Raw genomic sequence first — 17,768 nt, 5'->3', positions numbered from 1 at the left:
ACCGAGAACAAATTCATAAGAAGGTGTTGTATGTTGAACCGTATGCGCGTTGTCACAATGCTGATGCTGGTGCTGGTTGTCTTCGCACTGCTGCAGCTTATTTCCGGCAGTCTGTTTTTCTCATCCATTAAGGCTAACCAGGACAGTTTTGCGGTTTCTAACCAATTCCGTGTTCAACAAAGCGAAATCACCTCCAGCTGGGATTACCTGCTGCAAACGCGCATCAACCTGAGCCGCGCCTCCGCGCGCATGGCGACGGATCCCTCTAAGCCGCAGCCTGAGCTGATCAACAGCGCCCGCACCACGCTGGCGGAAGCGGACAAACACTTCAAGGCCTACAGCGCCATCACGCCACAGCCGTCAATGGCGCAGGTGAGCCAGACCATCAACGACAAATATCAGGACTATGCTGCGGCCCTGACGGAGCTGATCCAGTTCCTTGAGAGCGGCAATATGGACGCCTATTTTGCCCAGGCCACCCAGTCAAAGCAGAACGCGCTCGGCACCGCCCTGCGGGATTATGTCTCCGCGTCAGATGCCCGCAACCAGGAGGCGTTCAACGCCAGCGTGGCGGATTACACCTTTGCCAAATGGCAGATGGGGATCCTCGCCCTGGCGCTGGCGATCGTGCTGGTCGGGGTCTGGTACGGTATTCGCCATACCCTGCTTAATCCGTTGAACCGCGTTATCGAGCACATTCGTCAGATTGCCAGCGGCGATCTGACTCATACCCTGGCGATTGCCGGACGCAGCGAAATCACCCAGCTGGCGGTTACCGTTGACCATATGCAGCGCTCCCTGAGCGAGACGGTGGCTAACGTGCGCCAGGGCTCGGATGCCATCTACACCGGCACCAGCGAAATCGCGATGGGCAACAACGATCTCTCCTCCCGCACCGAGCAGCAGGCGTCGGCCCTGGAAGAGACCGCGGCGAGCATGGAGCAGTTAACTGCCACCGTGAAGCAGAACGCCGACAACGCCCGTCAGGCATCACAGCTGGCGAACAGCGCCTCAGAAACCGCCCAGAAAGGCGGCAAGGTGGTGGATGGGGTGGTGAAAACCATGCACGACATCGCCGGGAGTTCGAAGAAGATCGCTGACATCATCAGCGTGATCGACGGCATCGCCTTCCAGACCAACATCCTGGCGCTGAACGCCGCGGTTGAAGCCGCCCGTGCCGGTGAGCAGGGGCGTGGTTTTGCCGTGGTGGCCGGTGAAGTGCGTAACCTCGCCAGCCGCAGCGCCAATGCGGCGAAAGAGATCAAAGCCCTGATTGAAGATTCTGTCGCGCGCGTGGATACCGGCTCGGTGCTGGTGGAAAGCGCGGGAGAAACCATGAATGACATCGTCAACGCGGTAACGCGCGTGACCGACATCATGGGTGAAATCGCCTCGGCCTCGGATGAGCAGAGTCGTGGTATCGATCAGGTCGCCCTGGCGGTATCGGAAATGGATCGTGTCACACAACAAAACGCCGCGCTGGTCCAGGAGTCCGCCACCGCTGCGGCGCAACTGGAAGAGCAGGCGAGCCGTCTGAAGATGGCCGTTTCGGCGTTTCGACTTACTTCTGCACCTGGAAAAACGGGGTCATCGCGTGCCAGCCATCAGCCGGCAGCACCGGTCAATGCACCGGCGCAGGTACGCGCGCTGACCACCGGAAAAGATGAGAACTGGGAAACATTTTGATCGAACGTTAAATCGCGGCTGCTGGCCGCTAAATGGGAGCGTGGATGTTTAATCGTATTCGTATCTCGACCACCCTGTTTTTGATTTTGATTGTCTGCGGGGTGTTGCAGGTTGGCAGTAATGGCTTGTCATTTTGGGCTTTTCGCGATGGTTATCAGAATTTGCAGGAGATGCAGGGTAGCAATCAGCAGCGGGCGTTGCTTACGCAGAGCCGCGCCGTTCTGCTGCAGGCCAGCACGGCGCTGAATAAAGCGGGCACCCTGACCGCGCTGAGTTATCCGCCTGATGATATCAAGGCGCTGATGACCACCGCGCGCAACAGCCTGAAACAGGCTGACGGCATGTTCAAAACCTTCAATGAACAGGCGGCGATCAGCGCCAAAGACGGCGAGCTGAAAAAAGCGATGCAGACCGCCTTTAGCCAGTGGTACAGCGATCTGGATCATCAGGCTACCTGGCTGGAAAACAACCAGCTGTCAGATTTCCTCACCGCGCCGGTGCAGGCGTCGCAGGCGGCGTTTGATGCCAGCACCGAGGCCTGGCAACAGGAGATTAACCAGTTTGTGCAGGCGGCGGGTAACGACAGTCGCACCAGCTACCACATGTCGGGCGTGATTTTCGCCACCATGATTGTGCTGACTGCGATCCTGACCAGCGCCGCGCTGTTCTGGTCACGCAGAATGATCGTCCAGCCGCTGGCGATTATCAGCAGCCATTTCGACAGCATCGCGAAGGGCGATCTGGCGCGGCCGGTGGCGGTCTACGGCAAGAATGAAATTTCGGCAATTTTCGCCAGCCTGAAAGCGATGCAGGGCTCGCTGCGCGAAACGGTGTCCGAGGTGCGTCAGGGCAGTTATGCCATGCACACCGGGATCTCCGAGATTGCCGAAGGCAATAACGATCTCTCGTCGCGCACCGAGCAGCAGGCGGCGTCCCTGGCGCAAACCGCGGCCAGCATGGAGCAGTTGACCGCCACCGTCGGGCAGAACGCCGACAACGCCCGTCAGGCCTCCGGTCTGGCGAAAAGCGCGGCGCAGACGGCGAAGAAGGGCGGCGAGCAGGCGTCCCACGTGGCGAACACCATGAATCAGATCGCCACCAGTTCGCAGAAGATTGGCGACATTATTAGCGTTATCGACGGCATCGCCTTCCAGACCAATATTCTGGCGCTGAACGCCGCGGTGGAAGCCGCCCGTGCGGGCGAGCAGGGGCGTGGCTTTGCGGTGGTGGCGGGTGAAGTCCGTAATCTTGCCAGCCGCAGCGCCAACGCGGCGAAAGAGATCAAGGTGCTGATTGAAGAGTCGGTCTCCCGGGTGCAGCAGGGCTCAGAGCTGGTGGATACCGCCGCGAAAACCATGACCGAGATCGTCAGTTCGGTCACCCAGGTGAACGACATCATGGGTGAAATCGCCTCGGCATCCGATGAGCAGCGACGCGGCATTGAGCAGGTGGCGCTGGCAGTGAGCCAGATGGATCAGGTGACGCAGCAGAACGCCGCGCTGGTAGAAGAAGCCGCGGCCGCCACCGACCAGTTAGCCGGCCAGGCGGATCATCTTACCTCGCTGGTCGCCGTATTTAATGTGAATGAACGTAGTGAAACAGTTACAGAAGTCGGGCGGTCGCAGGCCGTTCCAGTCGGAACCTGAACGTGATTAAGTAAGAAGGCGCTATGACATCACCACTGCCCTCAGGGCAATCGTCATTATTGTTACAGATGACACAGCGCCTCGCGCTGTCCGATGCGCATTTCCGTCGGATATGTCAGTTAATCTACCAGCGCGCGGGGATCGTGCTTGCCGATCACAAGCGGGACATGGTCTACAACCGTCTTGTGCGTCGCTTGCGGACGCTCGAGCTGGATGATTTTGGTCGCTACCTCGGCATGCTGGAAGCGAACCCGAACAGCGCGGAGTGGCAGGCGTTTATCAACTCGCTGACCACTAACCTGACCGCCTTTTTCCGGGAAGCACACCACTTCCCGGTGCTGGCGGACCATGCGCGCCGCCGCAGCGGCGGCGAGTATCGCGTCTGGAGTGCGGCGGCCTCGACCGGCGAGGAGCCTTATTCGCTCGCCATCACCCTGGCCGATACTCTGGGGACCGCGCCGGGCCGCTGGAAGGTCTTTGCCAGCGACATCGATACCGAAGTGCTGCAAAAAGCGCAGAGCGGTATCTATCGTCAGGACGAGTTGAAAACCCTGTCGCCGCAGCAGCTTCAGCGCTACTTCATGCGTGGCACCGGTCCGCACGACGGGCTGGTGCGGGTGCGTAGCGAACTGGCGAATGCGGTGGAGTTCTCCATGCTCAATCTGCTGGAGAAGCAGTACAACGTGGCGGGCCCGTTTGACGCCATTTTCTGCCGTAATGTGATGATCTATTTCGACAAAACGACGCAGCAGGAGATCCTGCGCCGCTTTGTACCGTTGCTCAAGCCGGACGGATTACTGTTTGCCGGGCACTCGGAGAATTTCAGCAATCTCGTGCGCGAATTCAGCCTGCGTGGGCAGACGGTATATGCGCTGAGTAAGGATAAAGCATGAGTAAAATCAGGGTCTTGTCAGTTGATGATTCGGCGTTAATGCGCCAGATCATGACCGAAATTATCAACAGCCACAGCGACATGGAGATGGTGGCGACGGCCCCCGATCCGCTGGTAGCCCGGGATTTGATCAAAAAATATAACCCCGACGTGCTGACCCTCGATGTCGAAATGCCGCGCATGGATGGCATCGACTTCCTCGAGAAGTTAATGCGTCTGCGTCCGATGCCGGTGGTGATGGTCTCTTCCCTGACCGGCAAAGGCTCCGAGATCACCCTGCGGGCGCTGGAGCTGGGGGCGGTGGATTTTGTCACCAAACCGCAGCTCGGCATTCGTGAGGGGATGCTGGCGTACAGCGAGATGATCGCGGAAAAAATTCGCACCGCCGCCAGGGCGCGGGTGGCCATGCACAAGCCGATGGCCGCACCCGTCACCCTGAAAGCGGGCCCGCTGTTGAGCTCGGAAAAACTGCTGGTGATCGGCGCGTCGACCGGGGGAACAGAGGCAATTCGCCATGTACTCCAGCCATTGCCGCTCTCAAGCCCCGGTATTCTGATTACCCAGCACATGCCGCCAGGCTTTACCCGCTCCTTCGCCGAGCGTCTGAACAAGCTGTGTCAGATCAGCGTGAAAGAGGCGGAAGATGGCGAGCGCGTTCTGCCGGGGCATGCCTATATCGCCCCGGGAGACAAGCATATGGAGCTGGCGCGCAGCGGGGCGAACTATCAAATCAAGATTCATGACGGACCGCCGGTTAACCGGCACCGTCCGTCGGTGGATGTGCTGTTTCATTCAGTGGCGAAACATGCGGGGCGCAACGCCGTTGGGGTGATCCTGACGGGGATGGGCAACGACGGCGCCGCCGGAATGCTTGCGATGCACCAGGCTGGCGCCTGGACCATCGCGCAGAATGAAGCAAGTTGTGTAGTGTTCGGCATGCCGCGCGAGGCCATCAATATGGGTGGCGTCAGCGAAGTGGTCGATCTCAGTCAGGTTAGTCAGCAGATGCTGGCAAAAATCAGTGCCGGACAGGCAATACGTATTTAACGAGGAGTGTAGTTTTATGGCGGACAAAGAGCTCAAGTTTTTGGTTGTGGATGACTTTTCCACCATGCGTCGCATCGTGCGCAACCTGCTGAAAGAGCTGGGTTTTAATAATGTTGAAGAAGCAGAAGACGGTGTCGATGCATTGAACAAACTGAATGCCGGCGGCTTTGGTTTTGTCATTTCCGACTGGAACATGCCAAACATGGATGGTCTGGAACTGCTGAAAACCATTCGTGCGAATGCTGCGATGGCCTCTATGCCTGTGCTGATGGTGACGGCCGAAGCGAAGAAAGAGAACATTATTGCTGCGGCACAGGCTGGCGCAAGCGGGTATGTGGTGAAGCCATTCACCGCTGCAACTTTGGAAGAAAAACTCGGTAAGATCTTCGAGAAACTCGGCATGTGAGGTACGGGAGATGATGCAGCCTTTGATTAAACCCACGGATGAGCATTCACCCGGCGATATAATTGCCCGGATCGGCAGTCTGACGCGCATGCTGCGCGACAGCCTGCGTGAGCTGGGACTGGATCAGGCGATTGCGGAAGCGGCGGAAGCGATTCCCGATGCCCGCGACCGTCTTGACTATGTTGTGCAAATGACTGCCCAGGCGGCAGAGCGTGCGCTGAACAGTGTTGAAGCGTCGCAGCCACATCAGGATGAGATGGAAAAGGGCGCGAAAGCGCTGACCAAACGCTGGGACGAGTGGTTCGAGAACCCTATCGAACTGTCCGATGCCCGCGAACTGGTTACCGATACCCGCCAGTACCTCGGCGACGTACCGGGCCATACCAGCTTCACCAACGCGCAGCTGCTGGATATCATGATGGCGCAGGATTTCCAGGACCTTACCGGTCAGGTGATCAAGCGCATGATGGACGTGATCCAGGAGATCGAGCGTCAGCTGTTGATGGTGCTGCTGGAGAACATGCCGGAACCTTCCGCGCGTCCGCAGCGCGAAAACGAAAGCCTGCTGAATGGCCCGCAACTCGACACCACCAAAGCCGGTGTCGTGGCAAGCCAGGATCAGGTCGACGACCTGCTGGACAGCTTAGGCTTCTGATAGCCTGGCGGCGCTTCGCTTGCACAGGCCTACGGTGTTCCAGGCCGGGTAAGCGCAGCGCCACCCGGCAGAAATGCCACCTGCAAAGGTGGCATTTTTCTTTATGCATCTGTTTCATCCCTTTTACGATAATCCTTCCAGAATCAGCAATCTGTCACGACTTCCGTTATTTCACATTCAGCCATTCTGATAGTCTCAGCAGGGTCTGCTGCTGGCCGTAGACAGCATGCGACGGGAGGGTAGCGACATGTACGCGTGATAAAAATCACCGTTGACACATGTCAACACTCGTAATAGGATCCTGGCAACGGAGGCGAATGAAGAAACATCCGAACAAGCATATTCAGGAGGCAATTGAATATGCCCTGAGGAAAGGTTGGGTTTGGGTTCCTCCCGGTCATTCAGCGCACTGTTTCTGCAGGTTACGCTGTGGTAATCCAGAAGGTGAACATCGGGATCACCAAATGAGCGTATGGTCGACGCCGAAAAACGCTGAAAACCATGCCATGCAAATTATTCGCAACGTAAAACACTGCCTTTGATTTTGCCCGGTAAAGGGTGGCTGCTGCTGCTCTTTACCGAATACGAGAAAATCTCTGACGAAAAACAAAGAGGTATTATGGCGCTTTATTACTTCACTCTGACCCTCTCAGGCGTAACTTACGAGACTGAAGGGCTGGAGGATGCGCTGTACGAAAGCGGCTGCGACGATGCGCTGATCTGCGCTTATGGCAACTCCGTCTATATCGAGTTTGACCGTGAAGCAGGCTCCCTGGATGAAGCGATCTCCTCAGCGGTAAACAATATCGAATCAGCCGACATTGGCGCTATCGTAGAGTCTGTCGACTCCGCCCTTGTCGGTTTGAGCGACATAGCCGAAATGACCCACATGTCGCGCCAGGCGATCGCCATGTTGAAAGACGGCACTCGCGGTAGCGGCGATTTTCCTTGCCCCATCCAGCGCATCAAAGGCCAGTCTCCGTTGTGGGATTGGGGCGACGTGGCTCATTGGCTATCAACGAATGGCCGCTTAAAACAGGACAGCGAGCTGGTGGTTAACGCGCGTGTCCTCAGTAAGTGGAACCTGGTTCTCAGAAATAGCGCCTCAAAAGACTTTGAAGAAATTGAGGTTCTCGCCGCATTACTGGTGGCACGCCGCCGCAAACAGGCTGCATGTGCATAAATAACCGCCTCCGATAACCCCTGACTGCGCCGAAAGGCCTAAATCAGCCCTTTTATCGCCGCTAATTAGCCCATTGTTCATCCGCCGCTTTGGCATCATAGCGTCCAGACCTCTACCTGCGAGATGCTTGCCGTGGCAGAAGACAGCGACGACAAAACAGAAGCCCCCACACCCCACCGACTTGATAAAGCGCGTGAGGAAGGGCAGATACCCCGATCCAGAGAACTCACCTCCCTGCTGATTTTATTGGTGGGCGTGTGCATTATCTGGATCGGTGGGGAGTCCCTTGCCCGCAGACTGGCGGGCATGCTCTCGGCCGGGTTGCGCTTCGATCACAGCATGGTTAACGACCCGAACCTGATCCTCAGCCAGATTATCCTGCTGATCAAAAGTGCGATGGTCGCACTGCTGCCGCTGATCGTCGGGGTGGTGCTGGTGGCGCTGATATCTCCGGTGATGCTGGGCGGGCTGGTGTTTAGCGGTAAATCGCTGCAGTTTAAATTCTCCAAACTCAACCCGCTGCCCGGGATCGCCCGGATGTTCTCGGCGCAGACCGCCGCCGAACTGTTGAAAGCGCTGATGAAAGCCACGCTGATGGGCAGCATGGCCGGATTTTTTATCTGGCACAACTGGCCGGAGATGATGCGCCTGATTAGCGAATCGCCCCTTACCGCGATGAGCAACGCGCTCAACCTGGTGGGGCTCTGCTCGCTGCTGGTGGTGCTGGCGATTATCCCGATGGTGGGGTTTGACGTCTTCTTCCAGATCTACAGCCACATTAAAAAGCTGCGCATGTCCCGCCAGGACATTCGTGATGAATACAAACAGATGGAAGGCGACCCGCACGTCAAAGGGCGTATTCGCCAGATGCAGCGTGCCGCCGCCCGTCGCCGGATGATGGAAGATGTGCCGAAAGCGGATGTCATCGTCACCAACCCGACTCACTACTCCGTTGCGCTGCAGTATGACGAAAACAAAATGAGCGCGCCGAAGGTGGTGGCGAAAGGGGCAGGGCTGATTGCCCTGCGGATCCGTGAAATTGGTAATGAAAACCGTATTCCGATGCTGGAGGCCCCGCCGCTGGCGCGTGCGCTTTACCGCCATGCGGAAATTGGACAACAGATCCCAGGCCAGCTGTATGCCGCTGTGGCGGAAGTGCTGGCATGGGTGTGGCAGTTGAAACGCTGGCGTCTGGCTGGTGGACAACGGCCTGTCAAACCTGAGAATCTCCCGGTGCCTGCAGCGCTGGATTTTATGAACGAGAAGGACACTGATGGCTAATCTGGTGGCAATGTTGCGCTTGCCGAGCAACCTGAAATCGACCCAATGGCAGATTATGGCCGGGCCGATCCTCATCCTGCTAATTTTGTCGATGATGGTATTGCCGCTTCCGGCATTCATCCTCGACCTGCTTTTTACCTTCAACATCGCGCTCTCGATCATGGTGCTGCTGGTGGCGATGTTCACCCAGCGTACCCTCGAGTTTGCCGCGTTCCCGACCATTCTGCTGTTCACCACGCTGTTGCGCCTGGCGCTGAACGTGGCCTCCACCCGTATCATCCTGATGGATGGTCATACCGGCGGTGCGGCGGCAGGTAAGGTGGTTGAGGCCTTCGGTCACTTCCTGGTGGGCGGCAACTTCGCCATCGGTATCGTGGTGTTCATCATCCTCGTGATCATCAACTTTATGGTTATCACCAAGGGTGCGGGACGTATCGCCGAAGTGGGTGCACGTTTCGTGCTGGACGGGATGCCGGGCAAACAGATGGCGATTGACGCCGATCTGAACGCCGGAATTATCGCGGAAGAGGAAGCCAAAAAACGCCGTTCAGAAGTGACCCAGGAGGCGGACTTCTACGGCTCAATGGACGGTGCGAGTAAGTTCGTTCGCGGGGATGCCATCGCCGGTATTCTGATCATGGTCATCAACGTGATCGGCGGCCTGCTGGTGGGGGTACTGCAGCACGGGATGGACATGGGTCATGCGGCAGAGACCTATACACTGCTGACCATCGGTGATGGCCTGGTCGCCCAGATCCCGGCGCTGGTGATCTCCACCGCGGCCGGTGTGATCGTGACCCGCGTCGCCACCGATCAGGACGTCGGTGAGCAGATGGTGAGCCAGCTGTTTACCAACCCGAACGTGCTGATGCTGTCGGCGGCGGTACTGGGGCTGCTGGGCCTGGTACCAGGTATGCCAAACTTCGTCTTCCTGCTGTTTACCGGTGCGCTGCTGGGGCTGGCCTGGTGGTTGCGCGGGCGCGAAACCAAACCGAAGGCCGAGCCTGCGCCGATTAAAATGCCAGAAAACACCCAGGCGGTGGAAGCCACCTGGAATGACGTTCAGCTGGAAGATTCCCTTGGGATGGAGGTGGGCTATCGCCTGATCCCGATGGTCGACTCCCAACAGGACGGCGAACTGCTGGGGCGTATCCGCAGTATCCGTAAGAAATTCGCCCAGGACATGGGCTTCCTGCCGCCGGTGGTGCATATCCGTGACAATATGGATCTGCCCCCGGCACGCTACCGCATCCTGATGAAAGGGGTGGAAATTGGCAGCGGAGATGCCTATCCAGGGCGCTGGCTGGCGATTAACCCGGGCACCGCGGCAGGCACGTTGCCGGGGGAACAAACTATCGACCCGGCCTTTGGCCTGGCGGCAATCTGGATCGAAAGCGCCCTGAAAGAGCAGGCGCAGATCCAGGGCTATACCGTGGTGGAAGCCAGTACCGTGGTGGCGACCCACCTCAACCATATTATTGGCCAGTTCTCGGCGGAGCTGTTTGGTCGTCAGGAGGCGCAGCAGCTGCTGGACCGCGTGACCCAGGAGATGCCGAAGCTTACCGAAGATCTGGTTCCGGGCGTGCTGACCCTGACCACGCTGCACAAAGTGCTGCAGAACCTGCTCGACGAGAAGGTGCCGATCCGCGATATGCGTACCATCCTGGAAACGCTGGCGGAGCATGCCCCGCTGCAAAGCGATCCGCACGAGCTGACGGCGGTGGTGCGCGTGGCGCTGGGCCGCGCCATCACCCAGCAGTGGTTCCCGGGTACCGGCGAAGTGCAGGTGATTGGTCTCGATACGCCGCTTGAACGTCTGCTGCTGCAGGCCCTGCAGGGCGGCGGCGGGCTGGAGCCGGGGCTGGCGGATCGTCTGCTGGCGCAAACCCAGGAGGCGTTACAGCGTCAGGAGATGCTCGGTGCGCCGCCGGTGCTGCTGGTGAACCACGCCCTGCGTCCGCTGCTGTCGCGCTTCCTGCGCCGCAGCCTGACGCAGCTGGTGGTCCTGTCGAATATGGAGCTGTCGGACAATCGTCACATTCGCATGACCGCCAGCATTGGAGGCCAGTGATGCGTAAATTACTCTGGTTACTGGCGCTGCCGGTGATGGCGCAGGCCGCAGGCGAGGGGGCCTGGCAGGACAGCAGTATCGGTCTGACCCTCACCAACCGCGGCGTGGCGGCCTCGTCACGCCCGCTGTCGGCAAAGCAGCCGGTTTCGGGGTTGATGACCCTGGTGGCCTGGCGCTATGAGCTGAACGGCCCGATCCCGGCCGGTCTTCGGGTGCGGTTGTGCTCTCAGACACGCTGCACCGAACTCGACGGCGCCAGCGGCACCACGCAGGCCTTTAACAGCGTTCCGGCGGCTGAGCCGCTGCGCTTTATCTGGGAAGTGCCCGGCGGCGGTCGTCTGATCCCCGCCCTGAAGGTGCAACGCAACGAAGTGATCGTTAATTACCGCTAACCGCCCGCTTTTTCGCCAGTTATCAGTCCATTCTGATGACTGGCTCGCATAATTGACCCCGTCTTTTGAAGCAAGAGAAACGCTGTTTTATAAAAGAGTGACGCGCGTAGTAAATCTCTTTGCATTTTTGCCAGTTGCCGTCCGGCGGTGGCAGAAACAGAAAGGTATCCGCGTAGGGATACTCTTACTGTAACCCTGTAGTCACTCCCGTTCCCTCCGGGCTAACCGGGAGTCATCTGAAACTTACAGGGTCGACGGTAATGAAAACACGTAAAATTGGACTCGCAAACTATCTGGCCTACGGATCGGGCGATTTTCTCGGGGCGGGAACCACAGCGCTGACGGCTGCCTGGTTGCTCTATTTCTATACCACCTTCTGTGGCCTTACGCCGATTGAAGCGACATTTATTTTTGCCGCGGCGAGGGTGCTGGATGCCGTCGTCAGTCCGCTGATGGGCTTCCTGACCGATAACTTTGGTACCACCTGGCTGGGCAAACGCTTTGGCCGTCGTAAGTTCTTTATCCTGCTCGGTATCCCCTGCGTCTTCAGCTACTCGCTGATGTGGGTCGGGGATATGGGTTTCTGGTACTACCTGCTGACCTATCTGATCTTCGATATCGTCTACACCATGATCCTGGTACCGTACGAAACGCTGGTGCCGGAAATGACCGACGATTTCAAACAGAAAACCAAATTCTCCGGCGCGCGTATCTCTATGGCGCAGATGTCAGCCATTCTGGCCTCGTTCCTGCCGGGCATTCTGTTAACCCACTTCGGGAAAGACAACGCCGTCTCCTTCTTCTATGCCAGCCTGGTGTTCTCGGTGCTGTGCGCCCTGATGCTGACCTTCGTCTGGTTCTTCACCTGGGAGCGCCCGCGTGAGGAGTGGACCGAAGCCGCGCTGCGTGCTGAAGAAGAGAAGAAAAAACTGACCCTCGGCCAAAGCCTGAATCGTCTGTTCGTTGAGTTAAGCTCCACGCTGCGGATCAAAATTTTCCGTCAGCATCTGGGGATGTACCTCGGGGGCTATATCGCCCAGGACGTCTTCAACGCCGTCTTCACCTACTACGTGGTCTTTGTGCTGATGCAGGAGGCGTCGATGGCGTCGAACCTGCTGGGCACCATGGCCATCTTCCAGTTCCTTGCCGTCATCGCCATGATCCCGCTGTGCATCCGCTTTGGACCGGCGCCGTCCTACCGCATGGTAGTCGTGCTGTTCGGTCTGGCCTCAATGTCCTACGCCGGACTGTACTACGCCGGCATGAGCGACATTTACGCGCTGCTGCTGCTGGTTTCTGCTCTGGCGGGCCTGGGCCGCGGGGGGATCAACTATGTGCCGTGGAACACCTACACCTACATCGCTGACGTCGATGAAGTCATCACCGGTCAGCGTCGCGAGGGCATCTTCGCCGGCATCATGACCCTGACCCGTAAAGCGTCGCAGGCGGGGGCCATCATGCTGGTGGGTATCGTCATGCAGATGTCCGGCTTTGTGAGCGGTCAGAAAGTGCAGCCCGAAGAAGTGAGCCACACCATTCTGATGATCCTGAGCGTCGGCACCATTCTGGTCCTGTGCTGCGGCTTCCTGGTCTCCCTGCGCTTTAAGCTGAACTTACAAACGCACAGCACGCTGCGGGAAGAGACGGCCAAAATGCGTGAGTCCGGTCGTGCGATGCCGGAGGCCGCCACACCGCAGGCCCGCGCCACGGTCGAAATGCTGGCCGGGATGCCGTACGACTGCCTGTGGGGTAATAACAACATCGGCTATCTGAATCGCAATAAACCTGCTGCACCGTCCCTGAAAGAACGTGCTCCACTGAATTCGACATACAACAGAGGTTAAGATTATGAAGGTTTGGCCTGTCAAACATAGCCCGTTACTGCGTCAGCCAGAGCGTTTTATCGCCAGAGATGAACTAAAAGCGCTGATCCAGAAAGTGACGCATAACCTGGTGAACATTCACGATAAAACCGGCGAGTTTTTACTGCGGCTGGACGACGGGCGGGTGATCGACACCAAAGGCTGGGCGGGCTGGGAGTGGACCCACGGAGTCGGTCTCTACGGTATCTGGCAGTATTACTGCCAGACCGGGGATGAAGGGATGCGCGATATTATCGACAGCTGGTTTGCCGAGCGCTTTGCCGAAGGGGCCACCACCAAAAACGTCAACACCATGTCGCCGTTTTTGACCCTCGCGTATCGTTATGAAGAGACGCGTAACCCGGCCTGGCTGCCGTGGCTGGAGAGCTGGGCCGAGTGGGCGATGGTTGAGATGCCGCGCACCGATCATGGCGGCATGCAGCACATCACCCTTGCGGAAGAGAACCATCAGCAGATGTGGGACGACACTCTGATGATGACCGTCCTGCCGCTGGCAAAGATCGGCAAACTGCTTAATAAGCCTGAGTACGTGGAAGAGGCGGTGTATCAGTTCCTGCTGCACGTGCAAAACCTGATGGATCGGGAGACCGGGTTGTGGTTCCACGGCTGGAACTACGACGGTCAGCACAACTTCGCCAACGCCCGCTGGGCACGCGGCAACAGCTGGCTGACGATCGTTATCCCCGACTTCCTCGAGCTGGTGGATCTGCCGGAAAACAACGCCGTGCGCCGTTATCTGGTGCAGGTGCTGAATGCGCAGATTGCCGCCCTGGCGAAATGCCAGGACGAAAGCGGCCTGTGGCACACGTTACTCGATGACCCGAACTCCTATCTGGAGGCCTCCGCTACCGCAGGATTCAGCTACGGGATCCTGAAAGCAGTGCGTAAGCGCTATGTGGGAGCGGAGTATGCAGAGGTGGCCGAGAAAGCCATTCGCGGGATCGTGAAGAACATCTCCCCGGAAGGCGAACTGCTGCAAACCTCGTTCGGCACCGGGATGGGCAGCGATCTGGAGTTCTATCGGCAGATCCCGTTAACCTCGATGCCGTATGGTCAGGCGATGGCGATCCTCTGTCTGACAGAATATTTACGCAAATATTTCTGATTAGCGTATTAGAAACCGCCCCTTCAAACGTGGGGGCGGTTTTTTATTTATATTATTTCTGAATAATTAATTTAAATATACACATGCAGTAAATGAGTAAATAAACTACACCATTCGTTATAATTTGTGAGTCAGCCCGCAATATATTTTTCCGGTCAGGCGTATTTTTATTTTGCGGCAGAAATTGTTCTTTCGCAAAAATACAAGGATGCATATTTATGAACATGGTACCCGGTGGCTGGGAAATAGATGTTAAAGTAAATAAAAACCTGTCAGGCATGTCGGCCGAACAAATGTCACTATTCGAGACCGCATTTCGCAACTTTACTGGCGCCACGTACACCCCGCTGCTCTACATCGGCAGTCAGGTTGTTGCAGGTATTCAGCATGCGTACATCGCGGAGTGTCGGTTGGTAGTCCCTCATGCGGTAGCGCCGACGCTGGTCAAGGTGGTCATTTACCTCACGCCGGATAATCACATTTCCATTTCCCAAATCTCTGCCATTTAAACGCCGGTGCGTTATTTTACCTCTGTGGCTTTATCAATAAGGATGGAATCATGTGGCAGAAGTCCACTGATGTTTTTATTGCTCTGGATGCACCTGTCGCAGGTTATGAAAATAACGCGCCGGGTGTCCATATCCCCATCCCTTTATTTATTGTTCGTGCTAATTATAAGGGCGGAATACATCCCGGGAAATTAGCTTACGGGTTTGGGGCCTATATTCCCTTTGGGGGTAAGGAGTATATCTGCCGCGAATTTGAGGTGTACGTCGGACCGGTGAAATGGGTCCGGGTTCACGGCAAGGCGATCCCGGCAGGGGCAATTCAGGCGGGCGAAGAAGCCGATGGCAAAAAACTTTATGTGGCACGAGCAAAGTTCCCGAACGGGTTGTTCGTGGGTAAAGCCGGTACGCACCTGTTGAAAGGATGCTGTATTAGCTACCAGAATAAAGAGTGGGATGTTGAAGATTACGAAGTGTTAGTGGGTGATTACGACACCCTGTAATAAAACGTCCGCCTCGTCAGAGGCGGACGTTCTCGTCATTACATGCGTTCGACGGTTTCGATACCCAGGGTATCCAGACCCAGCTTCAGGGTCTTCGCCGTCAGCTGCGCCAGCTTCAGGCGGCTGTTGCGTACTGCTTCGCTCTCGGCGGAGAGGATAGGGCAGTGCTCATAGAAGCCAGAGAACAGGCCAGCCAGATCGTACAGATAGGCACACATCACGTGCGGCGTACCGTCGCGGGCCACCACGGACAGCGTCTCTTCGAACTGCAGCAGACGGGCCGCCAGCTGTGCTTCGCGATCTTCGCTGATGATGACCTGCGCCTGGGCCAGCACGCTTTCGTCGATGTCAGCTTTACGGAATACAGACAGCACGCGGGTGTAGGCATACTGCATGTATGGCGCGGTATTGCCTTCGAAGGCCAGCATGTTATCCCAGTCAAATACGTAGTCGGTGGTACGGTTCTTGGAGAGATCCGCGTATTTCACCGCACCGATACCCACGGCGTTGGCCAGTTTTTCCAGCTCGTCAGCAGGCATGTCCGGGTTTTTCTCGGCCACCAGACGGCGGGCACGCTCCAGCGCCTCGTCCAGCAGATCCGCCAGCTTCACGGTACCGCCGGCACGGGTTTTGAACGGCTTGCCGTCTTTGCCCAGCATCATGCCGAACATATGGTGTTCCAGCGGCACGGAATCCGGTACATAGCCCGCTTTGCGCACGATGGTCCATGCCTGCATCAGGTGCTGATGCTGACGGGAGTCGATATAATAGAGCACGCGATCCGCATGCAGGGTTTCGTAGCGATACTTCGCGCAGGCGATATCGGTGGTGGTGTAGAGGTAGCCGCCATCCTTTTTCTGGATGATGACGCCCATCGGTTCACCTTCCTTGTTTTTATACTCATCAAGGAATACGACCGTTGCGCCTTCGCTTTCCACCGCCAGCCCTTTAGCCTTCAGATCGGCGACGATACCGGCCAGCATCGGGTTGTACAGGCTCTCACCCATCACATCTTTACGGGTCAGGGTCACGTTCAGACGATCGTAGGTGAGCTGGTTCTGGGACATGGTGATGTCCACCAGCTGGCGCCACATCTTACGGAAATAGTCGTCGCCGCCCTGCAGTTTCACTACGTAGCTACGCGCGCGCTCGGCAAAGGCTTCGTCTTCGTCGTAGTGCTTTTTCGCGTCGCGGTAGAAGCCTTCGAGGTCCGCCAGGGCCATCTCACCGGCGTTATCCTGCTGCTGTTTTTCCAGCCAGGCGATCAGCATCCCGAACTGGGTACCCCAGTCGCCGACGTGGTTCGCGCGGATCACGTTGTGACCGAGGAACTCAAGGGTGCGCACCGAAGCGTCGCCGATGATGGTGGAGCGCAGGTGACCGACGTGCATCTCTTTCGCCACGTTCGGAGCGGAGTAGTCGACAACGATGGTTTGGGCTTCTGGCTGCGCCACGCCCAGACGGTCGGATTTCAGGGCCGCATCAACGTGTTGTGCCAGGAAAGCGGGGTCGAGGAAGATATTGATAAAGCCCGGCCCGGCAATTTCGGTTTTGCTGGCGATACCCTGGAGATCCAGATGCGTCAGGACCTGCTCTGCGAGTTGTCGCGGCGCCATGCCCAGTTTTTTAGCCACTGCCATCACGCCATTGGCCTGATAGTCGCCAAACTGTACTTTCGCTGACTGACGAACCTGCGGTTCACAGTCTGCAGGTGCGCCTGCAGCAATCAGTGCCTGACTGACTTTTTCTGAGAGAAGAGCCTGAATATTCACCGGGATACCTTACATTTTTGACGCGGGCCATCATGCCGCCGCGCCCGTTAAAGAATTTAGGCCGGGAGTATACTGCAATTGCCCGTTGCCGTCAGCACTGGCTCAAATCAGCGGTTGGTCGCTGGCCGGCAACAGAGTAAATTAACGCTTTTGCATGACGATAAGAGTATCAATGATGGCGAACTGGCAATCTGTTGACGAGCTGCAGGATATTGCAGCTGATTTACCGCGTTTCATCGGGGCCTTTACGGCGCTTGCCGAACGTCTGGGTCTGGATATCGCTCCGCTGGCGGCGGATCATATCTCCCTGCGTTGCCACCAGAATGCCACCGCCGATCGCTGGCGGCGCGGGTTTGAGCAGTGCGGCGAGCTGCTCTCGGAAACCCTCATCAATGGTCGTCCGATCTGCCTGTTTAAGCTGCACGAGCCGGTTTGCGTCGACCACTGGCGTTTTGACGTTGTCGAACTGCCGTGGCCGGGTGAGAAACGCTATCCCCATGAAGGCTGGGAGCACATCGAAATCGTGCTGCCTGGTGACCCCGAGTCCCTCAATGCCCGCGCCCTGGCGCTGCTTTCTGACGATGGCTTAAGCCAGCCGGGGATCTTTGTCAAAACCAGCTCGCCAAAAGGGGAGCGCGAACGCCTGCCGAATCCGACTCTGGCGGTCACCGACGGCAGCGTGACGGTGAAGTTTCATCCCTGGACCATCGAAGAGATTGTCGCCAGCGAACAATAAGGAG

Annotated in this window: 17 protein-coding genes; 16 read left to right on the top strand and 1 reads right to left on the bottom strand. The window is 57.5% G+C overall.

Features of this window, described 5'->3' with window-relative positions:
• Positions 1–30 precede the first annotated feature (30 nt).
• The 15 genes from tar to SOM40_RS14450 all read left to right on the top strand — a co-directional run bounded on the left by tar (position 31) and on the right by SOM40_RS14450 (position 15,256).
• Entirely contained in the window at positions 31–1,686 is a 1,656-nt protein-coding gene (gene tar / locus SOM40_RS14520; RefSeq protein WP_106993352.1) for a methyl-accepting chemotaxis protein II, read from the top strand.
• Between the two features lie 44 nt (positions 1,687–1,730).
• Entirely contained in the window at positions 1,731–3,332 is a 1,602-nt protein-coding gene (gene tap, locus SOM40_RS14515) for a methyl-accepting chemotaxis protein IV (protein ID WP_320530237.1), read from the top strand.
• Between the two features lie 23 nt (positions 3,333–3,355).
• The gene (gene cheR, locus SOM40_RS14510; protein ID WP_106993350.1) at positions 3,356–4,225 is read left to right on the top strand and encodes a protein-glutamate O-methyltransferase CheR; all 870 of its coding nucleotides are present in this window, start codon (positions 3,356–3,358) and stop codon (positions 4,223–4,225) included.
• Entirely contained in the window at positions 4,222–5,271 is a 1,050-nt protein-coding gene (locus tag SOM40_RS14505) for a protein-glutamate methylesterase/protein-glutamine glutaminase (RefSeq protein ID WP_106993349.1), read from the top strand. The genes cheR and SOM40_RS14505 overlap by 4 nt, the downstream gene beginning before the upstream one ends.
• A 16-nt stretch (positions 5,272–5,287) precedes the next feature.
• Positions 5,288–5,677, top strand: a complete 390-nt coding sequence (cheY, locus tag SOM40_RS14500) for a chemotaxis response regulator CheY (protein ID WP_032611971.1) — start codon at positions 5,288–5,290, stop codon at positions 5,675–5,677.
• 10 nt (positions 5,678–5,687) lie between these two features.
• On the top strand, positions 5,688–6,332 hold the full coding sequence (gene cheZ / locus SOM40_RS14495; protein ID WP_106993348.1) for a protein phosphatase CheZ: 645 nt from the start codon (positions 5,688–5,690) through the stop codon (positions 6,330–6,332).
• Between the two features lie 317 nt (positions 6,333–6,649).
• A complete protein-coding gene (locus SOM40_RS14490; protein ID WP_106993347.1) occupies positions 6,650–6,874 on the top strand; it encodes a hypothetical protein in 225 nt (74 codons plus the stop codon).
• Between the two features lie 77 nt (positions 6,875–6,951).
• On the top strand, positions 6,952–7,515 hold the full coding sequence (locus tag SOM40_RS14485; protein ID WP_312076995.1) for a helix-turn-helix transcriptional regulator: 564 nt from the start codon (positions 6,952–6,954) through the stop codon (positions 7,513–7,515).
• A 132-nt stretch (positions 7,516–7,647) separates the two neighbouring features.
• On the top strand, positions 7,648–8,796 hold the full coding sequence (gene flhB, locus SOM40_RS14480) for a flagellar biosynthesis protein FlhB (RefSeq protein WP_106993563.1): 1,149 nt from the start codon (positions 7,648–7,650) through the stop codon (positions 8,794–8,796).
• Complete coding sequence (gene flhA, locus SOM40_RS14475) at positions 8,789–10,867, top strand: flagellar biosynthesis protein FlhA (RefSeq protein WP_320530236.1); 2,079 nt, start codon at positions 8,789–8,791, stop codon at positions 10,865–10,867. Before flhB ends, flhA begins: the two co-directional genes overlap by 8 nt.
• On the top strand, positions 10,867–11,259 hold the full coding sequence (gene flhE, locus SOM40_RS14470; protein WP_312187501.1) for a flagellar protein FlhE: 393 nt from the start codon (positions 10,867–10,869) through the stop codon (positions 11,257–11,259). The genes flhA and flhE overlap by 1 nt, the downstream gene beginning before the upstream one ends.
• 260 nt (positions 11,260–11,519) lie before the next feature.
• Positions 11,520–13,103, top strand: coding sequence for an MFS transporter (locus SOM40_RS14465; protein WP_225758528.1), 1,584 nt, complete (start codon positions 11,520–11,522; stop codon positions 13,101–13,103).
• Between the two features lie 4 nt (positions 13,104–13,107).
• Positions 13,108–14,247, top strand: a complete 1,140-nt coding sequence (bglB, locus tag SOM40_RS14460) for a beta-galactosidase BglB (protein WP_106993343.1) — start codon at positions 13,108–13,110, stop codon at positions 14,245–14,247.
• Positions 14,248–14,465: 218 nt separating this feature from the next.
• Positions 14,466–14,756, top strand: a complete 291-nt coding sequence (locus tag SOM40_RS14455; RefSeq protein ID WP_262673503.1) for a hypothetical protein — start codon at positions 14,466–14,468, stop codon at positions 14,754–14,756.
• A gap of 50 nt (positions 14,757–14,806) precedes the next feature.
• The gene (locus SOM40_RS14450; RefSeq protein WP_225758529.1) at positions 14,807–15,256 is read left to right on the top strand and encodes a DUF3421 domain-containing protein; all 450 of its coding nucleotides are present in this window, start codon (positions 14,807–14,809) and stop codon (positions 15,254–15,256) included.
• A 38-nt stretch (positions 15,257–15,294) separates the two neighbouring features.
• Here SOM40_RS14450 and argS read toward each other — a convergent pair whose 3' ends face one another.
• Positions 15,295–17,028 (bottom strand): arginine--tRNA ligase, encoded by a 1,734-nt coding sequence (argS, locus tag SOM40_RS14445; protein ID WP_320530235.1) that lies wholly within the window; start codon positions 17,026–17,028, stop codon positions 15,295–15,297.
• Positions 17,029–17,203: 175 nt separating this feature from the next.
• Here argS and SOM40_RS14440 point away from each other — a divergent pair, with 175 nt between their 5' ends.
• The gene (locus SOM40_RS14440; RefSeq protein ID WP_312187509.1) at positions 17,204–17,764 is read left to right on the top strand and encodes a VOC family protein; all 561 of its coding nucleotides are present in this window, start codon (positions 17,204–17,206) and stop codon (positions 17,762–17,764) included.
• The last annotated feature ends 4 nt before the right edge of the window (positions 17,765–17,768 follow it).

Origin of the sequence: Leclercia sp. CFBP8987 (assembly GCF_034044995.2) — a bacterium.
GTDB lineage: Bacteria > Pseudomonadota > Gammaproteobacteria > Enterobacterales > Enterobacteriaceae > Enterobacter > Enterobacter tamurae.
The sequence above is the reverse complement of the archived record's forward strand: the minus strand, read 5'-3'. Positions and strand labels throughout refer to the sequence as shown.